12 protein-coding genes and 1 tRNA gene are annotated in these 11,884 nt (G+C 72.5%); 5 read left to right on the top strand and 8 right to left on the bottom strand.

From position 1 onward, the window contains the following. The first annotated feature begins 97 nt into the window (after positions 1-97). Positions 98-988: an ADP-ribosylglycohydrolase family protein gene (locus ACIQ7D_RS12130; protein ID WP_403936465.1), complete on the top strand. Its 891-nt coding sequence runs from the start codon at positions 98-100 to the stop codon at positions 986-988. Here the strand turns inward: ACIQ7D_RS12130 and ACIQ7D_RS12125 are convergent. The 4 genes from ACIQ7D_RS12125 to ACIQ7D_RS12110 form a co-directional block, all read right to left on the bottom strand. Further along, positions 906-2,153 carry an amidase family protein gene (locus ACIQ7D_RS12125; protein ID WP_403936973.1) on the bottom strand — a complete coding sequence of 416 codons (1,248 nt, stop codon included), beginning with the start codon at positions 2,151-2,153 and terminating at the stop codon, positions 906-908. The genes ACIQ7D_RS12130 and ACIQ7D_RS12125 overlap by 83 nt on opposite strands. 234 nt (positions 2,154-2,387) lie before the next feature. Further along, the gene (locus ACIQ7D_RS12120) at positions 2,388-3,845 is read right to left on the bottom strand and encodes a penicillin-binding transpeptidase domain-containing protein (protein ID WP_403936463.1); all 1,458 of its coding nucleotides are present in this window, start codon (positions 3,843-3,845) and stop codon (positions 2,388-2,390) included. Further along, positions 3,842-5,206, bottom strand: a complete 1,365-nt coding sequence (locus ACIQ7D_RS12115) for an FtsW/RodA/SpoVE family cell cycle protein (RefSeq protein ID WP_403936461.1) — start codon at positions 5,204-5,206, stop codon at positions 3,842-3,844. Before ACIQ7D_RS12115 ends, ACIQ7D_RS12120 begins: the two co-directional genes overlap by 4 nt. Positions 5,207-5,288: 82 nt before the next feature. Beyond that, positions 5,289-5,690 (bottom strand): SH3 domain-containing protein, encoded by a 402-nt coding sequence (locus ACIQ7D_RS12110; RefSeq protein WP_403936459.1) that lies wholly within the window; start codon positions 5,688-5,690, stop codon positions 5,289-5,291. Positions 5,691-5,698: 8 nt separating this feature from the next. Here ACIQ7D_RS12110 and ACIQ7D_RS12105 point away from each other — a divergent pair, with 8 nt between their 5' ends. Further along, positions 5,699-5,923 (top strand): hypothetical protein, encoded by a 225-nt coding sequence (locus ACIQ7D_RS12105; protein WP_403936457.1) that lies wholly within the window; start codon positions 5,699-5,701, stop codon positions 5,921-5,923. Here ACIQ7D_RS12105 and ACIQ7D_RS12100 read toward each other — a convergent pair. The 3 genes from ACIQ7D_RS12100 to ACIQ7D_RS12090 are packed head-to-tail and all read right to left on the bottom strand — an operon-like array spanning position 5,877 to position 8,446. Further along, on the bottom strand, positions 5,877-7,211 hold the full coding sequence (locus ACIQ7D_RS12100) for a histidine kinase dimerization/phospho-acceptor domain-containing protein (RefSeq protein WP_403936455.1): 1,335 nt from the start codon (positions 7,209-7,211) through the stop codon (positions 5,877-5,879). The genes ACIQ7D_RS12105 and ACIQ7D_RS12100 overlap by 47 nt on opposite strands. Continuing rightward, positions 7,208-8,002 (bottom strand): hypothetical protein, encoded by a 795-nt coding sequence (locus ACIQ7D_RS12095; protein WP_403936453.1) that lies wholly within the window; start codon positions 8,000-8,002, stop codon positions 7,208-7,210. Before ACIQ7D_RS12095 ends, ACIQ7D_RS12100 begins: the two co-directional genes overlap by 4 nt. Before the next feature lie 54 nt (positions 8,003-8,056). Then, a complete protein-coding gene (locus ACIQ7D_RS12090) occupies positions 8,057-8,446 on the bottom strand; it encodes a zinc-ribbon domain-containing protein (protein WP_403936451.1) in 390 nt (129 codons plus the stop codon). Positions 8,447-8,613: 167 nt separating this feature from the next. On the opposite strand from ACIQ7D_RS12090, the gene ACIQ7D_RS12085 reads away from it, so the two are divergent. Then, entirely contained in the window at positions 8,614-9,447 is an 834-nt protein-coding gene (locus ACIQ7D_RS12085; RefSeq protein WP_403936449.1) for a nuclease-related domain-containing protein, read from the top strand. 5 nt (positions 9,448-9,452) lie between these two features. Here ACIQ7D_RS12085 and ligD read toward each other — a convergent pair whose 3' ends face one another. After that, complete coding sequence (gene ligD, locus ACIQ7D_RS12080) at positions 9,453-10,358, bottom strand: non-homologous end-joining DNA ligase (RefSeq protein ID WP_403936447.1); 906 nt, start codon at positions 10,356-10,358, stop codon at positions 9,453-9,455. A 71-nt stretch (positions 10,359-10,429) separates the two neighbouring features. Here ligD and ACIQ7D_RS12075 point away from each other — a divergent pair, with 71 nt between their 5' ends. Together ACIQ7D_RS12075 and ACIQ7D_RS12070 are read left to right on the top strand one after the other, a co-directional pair. Then, positions 10,430-11,413, top strand: a complete 984-nt coding sequence (locus ACIQ7D_RS12075) for a Ku protein (protein ID WP_403936445.1) — start codon at positions 10,430-10,432, stop codon at positions 11,411-11,413. A 109-nt stretch (positions 11,414-11,522) separates the two neighbouring features. Continuing rightward, positions 11,523-11,594 (top strand) — tRNA-Arg (locus tag ACIQ7D_RS12070). The last annotated feature ends 290 nt before the right edge of the window (positions 11,595-11,884 follow it).

Below are 11,884 nucleotides of genomic sequence, written 5' to 3'. Positions count from 1 at the left end.
CATGAGATCGTCCGCCGGAACGACGACATCGGGGCCTGTGCGCCCCCATAATGAATAAAAGCCCGAAGAAACGACGCCGCGCGGCACCATGGTGCGTATGACCGCCCAACGATCAGGTGTTGACCGCGAAGCCGCCCGCCGCAGCCTGGAAGGGCTCGCGCTGGGCGATGCCTTCGGCGAACGCTGGTTCCCCCTCTTCCGTGACCACGACCGGGCGTACGAGGAGATCGAGGCCCGGGTCACGCCCCAGGAGCTGGAGTGGCCCTGGACGGACGACACCGCCATGGCCCTCGCCCTCCACCGCGTCCTGGACGAGCACGGCACCGTCGAACAGGACCGGCTGGCCTCGGCGTTCGCCCTCGCGTACGAGGCCGACGCGGGCCGCGGTTACGGCCACGGCATGCATATGCTGCTGCCCGCGCTGCTCGACCGGCCGCAGGACTGGCGCACGCTGGCGCCCGGTCTCTTCGACGGCGGCAGTCTCGGCAACGGCGCGGCGATGCGCGTGGCGCCGCTCGGCGCCCGGTTCGCGGACGACCTCGCCGAGGTCGCGCGCCAGGCCACCCTCTCCGCCGAGGTCACCCACGCCCACCCGCAGGGCATCGCGGGCGCGGTGGCGGTCGCCGTGGCGTCGGCTCTGTCCGTACGGTCCGAACTCACCGTCGCGGCCGTCGCCCGCGCCACCCCGGAGGGCCCGGTACGGGACGGCCTGGCCCGCGCGGCGGCGCTGCCCTTCACCACCGCGCCCCGGGACGCGGCGGAACTCCTCGGCAGCGGGCGGCAGATCCGCGCCGACGACACCGTCCCCTTCGCCGTGTGGACGGCGGCCCGCCACCGCGACGACCTGACGGCCGCGCTCTGGTCCACGGTGGAGGGCTTCGGTGACACCGACACGACCTGCGCCATCACGGGCGGCATCGTCGCGGCCCGTACGGGGACGGGGTCGGTGCCGGTGCCGTGGCGCGAGCGGCGGGAGCCGCTGTCGTAGCCGGTGCCGGTGCCGGTGCCGGTGCCGGTGCCGTGGCCGTTGTCGTAGCCGCCGCTGTCATGGCGGCCGTCGTGGCTCCGGGGAGCAGCGCCGCCTCGGCCGCGACGGCCAGGTCGAGGAGTGTCGCCTCCGTCCGTCGCTCCGTCACCAGTTGCAGCCCCACCGGGCAGCCGTCCGCCGTGAACCCCGCGGGGATGCTGGCGGCGGGATGCCCGCTCACGTTGAACGCCCAGGTCAGCGCAGTGGAGTACAGCTCACCCGGGCCCTCGTGACCATGCGGGCGGTTCGGGGTGGCCGGGGTGAGCAGCAGCGGCGTACGGGCGAACAGGGCGTCGAGGCGGCGGTCGTTCTCCGCCCGCACCTCCATCGCCCGTACCGCCGCCGCCCGTTCGCCCGGCACCTCCGGCCGCGCACTGCCCCGTATCGCCTTCCATGTCTCGCACGGATCGAGCAGCGTGAACGGCCGGCGGCGCCGGTCGAGCCGTATCACCCCGGCCGTCTCCAGCCGGTCCACGGCCGCCCGTACCACCGCCGCGACCTGCGGGTCCACGTCCGCGAAGCCCAGGTCCGGCGCGTACACGGCCGGTACGGGCAAGGTGATCGGCGCCCCCGCGTGCTCGTGATCCTGCTCGTCCAGGATCCACCGCAGATACCGCCGGGCCCGCGCCGCCGTATCCGTGAGGATGCCCGCCGAGGCCAGCCCGGTGCGGTCGGGGGAGGGCAGCAGGCCGTTCGTCGTCTTCAGCCCGAAGACCCCGCACCATGCCGCCGGGATCCGGACGGAACCGGCGCCGTCGCTCCCCGTCGCCAGCGGCACCATGCCCGCCGCGACCGCCACGGCCGAACCGGCCGAGGAGCCGCCGGGGGTACGGTCCGCGCGGTACGGGTTGACTGTACGGCCGTCCCGGCCCTGCCCCCAGGTCTGCCAGTACGTCCCCGGCCCCGGCACCGCCGTCGAGCCGACCGGCACGGCGCCCGCCGCGATCAGCCGCCCCGCCGCGTACGACCGGATCCCGGTCGGCCCCTTCACCGCGAACGGCGTGCCCGCCAGCGGCAGCGCGCGGTCCACCCGGGCGGCCCGCTCGCGGGCCTCCTCGGCCCGGACGTCGAGGAAGGCGTGCAGCACGGGGTCGCGCCGCCCGATCCGCGCGAGCGATTCCTCCACCGACACCGACTCCACCGACGCCGACTCCACCGACGCCGACTCCACCGACGCCGATTCCACCGACGCCGATTCCACCGACGCCGATTCCACCGACGCCGACTCCACCGACATCGACTCCACCGACGCCGACTCCACCGACATCGACTCCACCGACATTGACCCCACCCACACCGCCGGCTCCACCGGCTTCGGTGCTTCGCTCATGAGCCCCCTCAGATCCAGCCGGAACGGGCCCTAGTCTCGCAGCGCCGCCTCCATCACCACCCGCGCGATCGGCGCCGCGTCGCCCCCGCCGCTGATGTCCGCCCGGTTCGCCTCCGCGTCCTCCACGACCACCGCCACGGCGACCGCGGGACGGCCCGAAGTCCCGGACTGGGCCCAGGCGATGAACCAGGCGTACGGCGTACCGGTGTTGTCCACGCCGTGCTGCGCCGTGCCGGTCTTCCCGCCGACCGTCGCCCCGTCGATCGCCGCGTTCGACGCCGTACCGTCCTCCACCGTGTCGATCATCATCGTTCGCAGCCGCTGCGCCGTGAGCGGGTTCATCGCGCGGGCGTACGAGCGCTGTCCCGTACGGGAGACGATGGAGCCGTCCGAGGCGAGCGTCCGGTCCACCAGGTACGGGTACTTGAGGTCGCCGCCGTTCGCGACCGCCGACGCGACCATCGCCATCTGGAGCGGCGTGGCCCGGGTGTCGAACTGCCCGATCGAGGACAGCGCGAGCTGGTCGTCGCTCATCCGGGTGTCGAAGTTCGAGGCGGCGACCCCGGACGGGATCCTGATCCCGGTGTCGTTGAAGCCGAACTTCCGTACCGTCTCCAGCATGTCGGACTGGCCCGTCCGGACCCCGAGCCCGGCCATCACCGTGTTGCAGGACCACTGGATCGCGTACGCCAGTGACGCCCGGTCGCACCCCTGCGCCTCGTTGGGGAGCGTGGTGTCCGTGCCCGGCAGGACGTACGGCTCCGTGATGCCGGTCGGCGCGTCCGGGTCCTCGACCGTCCCGGAGTCCAGCGCTGCCGCCGCTGTCACGATCTTGAAGGTGGAGCCGGGTGGATAGGTCCCCCGGATCGCCCGGTCGAGTATCGGCTGCGCGCTCTCGCCGTTCAGCCGGGTCCACGCGTCCGTCACGTTCCTTCCCGTGCCCGAGAGCACCCCCGGGTCGTACGACGGGCTGCTGACCAGCGCCAGGATCCGCCCGCTGAACGGCTCGACGGCCGCGACCGCGCCCCGGCGCCCCGCGAGCCCTTCGTACGCGGCGCGCTGTATCGGCGCCTTCACCGTGGTGGCGATGGCGCCGCCGGGCTGCCGGCCGCGGGTGATGTCGTTCCAGAAGGGGAACGGGGCGAGCATCGGACTCGTACCGGAGAGGATGGGGTCCTCGGCGTTCTCCAGGAGGGTCGTGCCGTACGTCTGGGAGGCGTAGCCGGTGACGGGCGCGTACAGCGGGCCGTGGCGGTACGTGCGCTCGTAGCGCAGATGCTCCCCGGTGTCCCTGGAGCCGGTGACGGACCGTCCGTCGACGAGGATGTCGCCGCGCTTCTGGGAGTAGCGGGCCACGGTGTCGCGGCGGTTGGCGGGGTTGTGGTCGAGGGAGTCCGCGTCGACGACCTGGATCCTGGCGGCGTTGACGAGCAGCGCGGCGAGGAGGAGAAGGAAGAAGGCGGCGGTCCAGCGGATGCAGCGGGTCATCGCGGTCCTTCGAAGGCCGGGTCCGGCGGAGGGGCGGGTTCCGGCTCCGGTCTTCGGGCCGAGTCGCTGAGCCGCACCAGCAGCGCGATGATGATCCAGTTGGTGACGACGGACGAGCCGCCCTGCGCCAGGAAAGGCATCGCCATCCCCGTCAGCGGGATCAGCCCCATCACCCCGCCCGCGATGACGAAGACCTGGAGACCCAGGAGCGACGAGAGGCCGATGGCGAGCAGACGGCCGAACGGGTCCCGCAGCGCCAGTCCGGTGCGGAAGCCGCGGGCCACGAGCAGCGCGTACAGCAGGAAGAGGGCCGTCAGCCCGACCAGCCCCAACTCCTCGCCCGCCGTCGCCAGGATGAAGTCCGACTTGGCGGCGAAGCCGATCAGGATGGACCGGCCGAGACCGAGCCCCGTACCGAACATCCCGCCCGCGGCGAACGCGAAGAGCGACTGGGCGAGCTGTCCCGGGCCCTGGCCCGCCGCGATGGACGCGAACGGGTGGAGCCAGTCCTGTACGCGGCTGTGGACATGCGGTTCGAGCGAGCCGACCGCGTAGGCGCCGACCGCGGCGAGCAGCAGCCCGGCCGCGATCCAGCCGGTGCGCCCGGTCGCGACGTACAGCATCACCACGAACAGCCCGAAGAAGAGCAGCGAGGTGCCCAGATCCCGTTCGAGGACGAGGACCAGCACACTGAGCAGCCAGATCGCCACCAGCGGGCCGAGGACCCGTCCCATGGGCAACTGGAACCTCCGGCCCGTGTACGTCAGGGCGTTGCGGTTGGCGGCGAGATACGCGGCGAAGAAGACGGCGAGCAGGATCTTCGCGAACTCGCCGGGCTGGAAGGAGAATCCACCGAACCTGATCCAGATCTTCGCCCCGTTCACGGCGGGGAAGGCGATCGGCACGACCAGCAGGACGAGCGCGGTGGCGACGGAGAGATACGCGTACCGCGCCAGGACCCGGTGGTCGCGCAGGAACACGGCGGCGGCGATGAACAGCGCCACGCCCAGCGTGGACCAGACGAGTTGGGTGGGCGCGGCCCGGTCGTCCGGGGTCTCCAGGTCGAGCCGGTAGATCAGGACGAGGCCGAGCCCGTTCAGCAGCATCGCGATGGGGAGCAGCAGCGGATCCGCGTACGGGGCGCGCAGCCGGACCGCGAGATGCGCGAGGAGCGCGAGCATGCCGAGCCCGGCGCCGTAGCCGAGCGCGTCCGGGGGGACGGCACGGTCCTTGCCGAGGCCGACGGCGACGTAGCCGAAGACGGAGATGAGGACGGCGCAGAGCAGGAGGGAGAGTTCGACGCCGCGGCGCCTGGGGAGACGTGGCTCGGGCGGGGGAGCGTCCGCCCTCGTTGCGGTCATGCCTCGCAACGTAGCAAGGCGGCGCGCCTTATGTCCGTTTATGCGGAGTCATGCAGGGCACGCCGCCTTCTTGGGCGGTCCGTCAGCACCAGTGCGGGATCTCGTCGAGGCTGCGGATGTAGCGGGCGGACGCCCATGCGTAGCTGCCGTCGGCGAGGAGGTACCAGTGGTCGTTGCCGTCCACGGAGCCGCCCTCCACCTTGCAGAAGATCCGCACGATGGCGCCGTAGGGCAGTTCGCCGATGGCCCGGCTGGCGCGGGTCGGTTTGTCCCGGAGGATGAGCCCGTTCCTGGCGACGACCTCGCCCCGGTACCGGCCGGGGACCGCGTGGGAGGAGTCGGCGGGGGCCGGTGCGGCGGCTGCCGGCCCGTCACCGGCCGTTCGCGCGGCGGCGGGTGCGGCGGCGGTGGTGGCGAGGGTCGCGGCGGTGACGGCGGTGACGAGGAGCGCGGCGGCGGTGCGGCAGAGGGAACGCGGGGACATGGGACTCCTTGAACCTGATCGAACTGACCGAACTGACCGAACTGACCGAACTGACCGAACTGACCGACGTGGTGTGGCTGACCGAATTGACCGACCTGGTGGGGCTGACCGAATGGATCGGGCTGACTGTGATCACGCTAGAGCCGCCGCCCGGGGTCCGCAATCCGGTACAAACCGTCAGAAACCTTAGGGTGGCGGGGCGGCAGGCGGCGCTCCGTACACCGGAAGCGTGATCCGTGCCAGCGCGCCGCCGTCCGGGGCGTTGTGGAAGACCAGCTCGGCCCCGATCACCGCCGCCTGCCCGACGGCGATGGTCAGCCCGAGGCCGTGCCCGACGCCGCTGCCCTCCGTACGGAAACGCTGCGGCCCGTGCTCCAGCAAATAGGCCGGATAGCCCGCACCGTGATCGCGTACGGTCACGACCGGCCCGTCCACGGTCAGTACCACCGGGGCGCGTCCGTGCCGGTGTGCGTTGGCGACGAGGTTGCCGAGGACCCGCTCCAGCCGCCGCCGGTCCGTCTCGACAAAGGCGTCCCTGACGATCCGTACCCCGGTGGCACCGGAGTAGGCACCGGAGGTGGTGCCGGAGTTGGTATCGGGCGCGGCGTGTGCCGATGGCCGCACCACCCGCTCGACCAGCGGTGCCAGCGCGTGGACCGCCAGATCGACCGTCTCCGTACGGGCGTCGAGCCGCGAGATCTCCAGCAGGTCCTCGGTCAGCGTCCGCATCGCGCGGACCCGGTCCCGCACCATCTCGGTCGGCCGGCCCTCCGGCAGCAGCTCGGCGGCGGCCGAGAGTCCGGTCAGCGGTGTGCGCAGCTCGTGCGCCACATCGGCGGTGAAGCGCTGCTCGCTCAGCAGCCTCCCCTGGAGCGTGGCGGCCATGGCGTCCAGCGCGCCGGAGACCGTGGTGACCTCGTCCCGGGCGCGCGGGGCGCCGGTCGACGTACCGGTCCGCGTACGGGGGTCGTTGACGCGCGCGTCCAGGTCGCCCGCGCTGATCCGGCGCGCCACCTGCGCCGTGAGATGCAGCCGCCGGGTCACCCGGGTGACGGCGAACGCGCCGACGAGGAGCGTCGCGCCGATCGCCGGCACGGACGAGCCGAGGATCGACCGGTCCAGGTGGGTGATGGTGGAGCGGCTGAGGGAGTAGTCGACCCGGGCGGCGAGCGCGTGACCGTCGGCGGGCCCGGCGGCCCACATGGTGGGCCGGCCGCGGAAGTCGGCGACCATCGTGCCGCGCCGCCCGTGCACGGCGAGCGCGCGCAGCGGTTCCGGCAGGCCGGGCGCGTCCACCCCGGCGAACCGGGGGAGCGGGCCGCCCGCCTCATAGGTCCGCGCGACGTCGGTCAGCCGGGAGAGCGCCTTCGCGCGGGCGGAGTCGACGGTCTGACGGGTGACGGAGACATGGACGAGGACGCCGAGGAGCGCGGCGAGCGCGCAGCACATCACCGAGATGAAGACGGCGGCCTTCCAGGCGAGGGTGGCGGTCCAGGCCGGCGGTCGGAGCCCCGGCCTCATGGCGTGCTCCGCGCACGCGGTACGGCGGTGGGGCGGCGGGCCGGGACGGAGGCCCGCGCGCCGTCCGCCGGGTCCGGGATGATCTCGTCGCGGGTCGGCAGCATCGTCCCCTGCCGGTGGTCCCACGACCAGGTGGTGCGGTACACGTACCCCGGGAGGTCGCCTGCGACGACCCGCAGGATCAGATCACGGCCCGCCAGCTCGACGCCCGTGACCGGGTCGGCGGTGGACATGATGCGGGTCAGTCCGCCGTTCTCGGCCAGGTAGCAGCGGACGGAGAGCCGCCGGTCGGGGAGGCGGACGCCGACGATCAGCTCGTTCCTGCCGTCGCCGGTCAGATCGCGGTGGTACGCCCGCGGAACCGGACAGGCGGCGGGTCCGCCGAGGCCCTGCCCGCCCCTTGGGCAGTGCGCGAGCGCGGCGGACGTGGCGCGGGGGAGCCCGTCGAGGCCGAGCTCGTCGGCGGGCCGGCCGGCGGTCTCCGCCCGGACGACGGCGACCGGGTCCAGGGCGTCGAGGGAGCCGTGCGAGACCTCGATGCCGGGCACGCGCCGCCGGTCGCTCTCGCCCGGATCGAGGGGGGACGGTGTGACGGAGGGCAGGCCGGGCCAGAGGGCCACGGGGCCGACGGCGGCGGGGGTGCGGCCCGCGCTCCTCAGGCCGCTCTGGTCACCGCACGCGCAGAGGGCGAGGGCCAGCGCGGCGATCGCGGCCGGCGCGCGGGTGACGGCGGCGGTGACTGCGGAAGTGACTCCGGAGGCGGTGACTCCGGTGATGCGACGAGGGTGCACGGCGCTCCTGGAACGATCAGTCGTTCCATCACCTTATGGGGCCATAGCCCCGTTTCACCGCTGATAAGGATTCCCCTGCCCGGAAGGTCCGGGCTGTCCCGGCTGTCCCGGGTGTCCCGGCTGTCCGTACGGTCCGGGCTGCTGCGGCTGCCCGTACGCCGGAGCGCCGCCGGGCTGCCCGTACTGCCGCTGGGCCTCCGCGCTGTGCGCCACGCTCTGGGCGAGGAGCTGGTCGGCCTGCTCCTTGGAGATCTGCTGGTCCACGCCGCAGAACGTGCACTGTGTCGCGAACTTGGTGGAGAACGGGAACAGCGGGACGAAGAAGAGCGTGAACTTGGTGACGCGCTTCCGGAGGGTGTGCGCGGACGGGTTCCCGCAATGGCCGCAGACCAGCGTCAATATCGCCAGTTGATAGAGGTAACCCTTGGTGCCAAAGATGATCATGAGTCGTCTCCTTCTGCGGGAATGACCGAACCTGGAAATGGCCGAGAGTGTTCGAGGAGAGTGTGCCGTACGCCACCGACACCGGGCGGTCCGGGCGGTCCGGGCCGCCCCGCGCTCTTGCCCGGTCGTCCCGGTGACTGTTCCCATGGTGCCGGGGAGGGGGCCGTATGACTCGCTTACGTGTCACACCGGGCTACCGGCGGGGCCGGGACCGGCTGTATGTCAGCAGACGCGACGGCACGGCCGTCGCCTGGTACGACAAGGGCACCGGCCGGGTCAATCTGCTCGCCGGCGCGGGCCGCGACGACATCCTGGCCGCGCTGGCGCCGTACCTCGCGGGCGAGGTGACCGTGGGACCGGCGCCCGTACCGACCCCGGCCGAACTCGACCGGCTCTCGCTCCACCCCGACGACGACCTGGCGCCCAACCGCCCCGGCGAGGCGCTGCACGCCCTGCTGGACCACGAGGAGCCCGCCCCGGCGCCGAGGCTCCCGGCCCTTGCGGCCCTGTGGCGCCGCCAGGACCCCCGCCGTACGGAGCTGGCGGCCCAGCAGCTCCTCGGCACCGCGCTCGACGCCCTGGAGGGCGCGGGCTGGCGGGTGCTGCACTCGATCCCGCTGCCCGGCGCCGCCCGTATCGACCACCTGGCGATCGGCCCGGCCGGCGTCCTGACCGTACGGGCCCTCGCGGCCGGCGGCCGCCGTGTCCGGGTGGACGACCCCCTGGTCGCCACAGGGCGCGGCGAACCGCTGCCGCACCTGCGCTGGGCCCGCCGCGACGCCGAACGCGCCTCGCTCGCGCTGGCGACGGCGGTACGCCCCGTCCTGGCCCTGGCCGAGGCGCATCCGCCGCACGGCGCCCTGCCGGCCCCGCCGGACGTACAGGTCCTGCGCGAGACGGACATCTCGGCGCTGGCGTCGCTCGGCGGCGTACTGAAACCGGCCGACATCGAGGCGCTGTACGCGACGGCGAGAAACCGCCACACCTGGCACCGCGTGTAGGCGGCCTAGGAGCTTTCCCCGGACGCGCGCGGCAGCGCCCCGGCCCCTTCCCCGGCGGCGAGCGGCCCCAGCAGGTCCCCGTACCGCTCCAGCCGCGCGGCGATGTCGTCCAGCCGGAAGACCAGCTCCGAGGCGGCCCCGCACCGCTCGACCTCTTCCCAGGCCAGCGGTGTGGACACGGTCGGCTCCCGGCGTGCCCGCAGCGTGTAGGGCGCCGCCGTCGTCTTCGCGGCGGCGTTCTGGCTGTGGTCGACGAAGACCTTCCCGGGCCGCAGCGAACGGCTCATCCGGTGCACCACCAGCCCCGGCAGCGCGGCCTCGGCCTCGACGGCGAGGCCCTTCGCGTACGCGGATACCTCCGCCGAGGGCGCCGGCACCAGCGGGACGAGCACATGGAGCCCCTTGGACCCCGAGGTCTTCACATACGCGGCCAGCCCGTCCTCGCGCAGCCGCCCGCGCAGCCAGAGCGCCACCGCGCAGCACTCGACGGCGCTCGCGGGCGCCCCGGGGTCGAGGTCGAAGAGCAGCCGGTCGGCGCGTTCGGGGGCCTCGGCCCGCCATTGGTGCGTATGGAACTCCACGACCAGGTTCGCCGCCCACATCAGCGCCGCCAGCCCCTCCACCACCACCTGTTTCCCGGTGTCGGCCGTCCTGCGGGGTACGTCGGCGATTCGCACCCAGGAGGGGGTGCCCGGCGGGGGGTTCTTGGTGAAGAAGAGCTGCCCGTCGGGGCCGTCCGGATAGCGGAGGAAGGAGACGGGACGGTCGGCGAGATGGGCCAGCAGAGGGGCCGCCGTACGGGCGTAATAGTGCAGGACCTCGCCCTTGGTGGTGCCGGTGGCCGCGTACAGGACCTTGTCCAGATTGCTCAGGGCCAGGCGCCGCCCCTCCACCTCGGTGACAGGCGTCATAAGATGAGAATCCCATACATTCATCTGGAACCCTCGCTTACTTCTTCTTCCTGGATGAAAGGTGCGGAACCTTGCGATCCATATGGAACGGCGCGATCTCCTTCGGGCTGGTCAGCATCCCGATCAAGCTGGTGAACGCCACCGAGAACCACTCCATCTCCTTCCGCCAGATCCACAAGGCGGACGGCGGCCGGATCCGCTACCGGAAGGTCTGCGAGCTGGACCAGGAGGAGGTGGAGACGTCCGACATCGGCAAGGCGTACGAGGACGCGACCGGCACCATGATCCCGATCACGGAGGACGACCTGGCCGGGCTGCCGCTGCCGACGGCGAAGACGATCGAGATCGTGGCGTTCGTCCCGGCGTCCTCGATCGACCCGCTCCAGATGGACACGGCGTACTACCTCTCCGCGAGCGGCGTCCCGGCCGCCAAGCCCTACACCCTGCTGCGCGAGGCGCTGAAGCGCAGCCAGAAGGTGGCCGTCGCCAAATTCGCGCTGCGGGGCCGGGAGCGGCTGGGGATGCTGCGGGTGGTCGGCGATGTGATCGCCATGCACGGCCTGCTCTGGCCGGACGAGATCCGCACGCCCGAGGGCGTCGCCCCGGAGACCGAGGTCACCGTACGCGACGCCGAACTCGACCTGGCCGACGCGCTGATGGACACCCTGGGCTCGGTCGACCTCGACTCGCTGCACGACGACTACCGCGAGGCGGTCGAAGAGATGATCGCGGCGAAGGCGGAGGGCGGCCCGCCCCCCGAGCGCGAGCCGGCGGAGGCCGGGGGCGGCCGTGTCCTCGACCTGATGGCGGCGCTGGAGAACAGCGTGCGCGCGGCGAAGGAGGCACGGGGCGACGAGAAGCCGGTGGCGGAGGTGACGGACCTCCCGACGAGGCGACGCAAGGCGGCCACCGCCAAGTCCGCCGACTCCAAGAAGGCGGCACCGAAGAAGGCGGCGGCCAAGAAGACGGCCACGAAGAAGACGACGGCGAAGAAGACCACGCAGAAGAAGCCCGCGGCGAAGCGCACCACCACCGCCAAACGCGCCTCGGCCTGACCCGCACCGACACCCGGGCCCCGGATCCGGGGCCCTCGAAATACCTGTTCACGGCCACCCCGCGGAAGCTGGTAGGGTTTCCTTCGTCGCCAAGCAACACAGGCAACACGCCCCCGTAGCTCAGGGGATAGAGCAACGGCCTCCGGAGCCGTGTGCGCAGGTTCGAATCCTGCCGGGGGCACACTGCGTAAGTGTGTCCAAGACCCCGTCACCAGCGGAAATGCTGAGGATGGGGTCTTCGCGTATGTGCTGGCGGAAGCCGTTGGGAGCCGATGTCACCAGAGGTCACATGACGGTTCTCGACCCGACGCTCATGGAATGACCGAGCCTCGCAGTCGAAGCAGCGAGGAGCGCCCGAGTGATCCGTTGGTTCAGTGAGTGACCGGCGCGAGCTGCGACGAAACCGGAGCGGATCGGCAATTTCAGCGAGGTCCAACCTTTCGCCGGACCGTCCGGTGCGTCTGTGCGTCA

It is taken from the genome of Streptomyces sp. NPDC096310 (assembly GCF_044763125.1).
Classification (GTDB): domain Bacteria; phylum Actinomycetota; class Actinomycetes; order Streptomycetales; family Streptomycetaceae; genus Streptomyces.
This window is presented reverse-complemented; position numbering and strand designations above follow the sequence as displayed.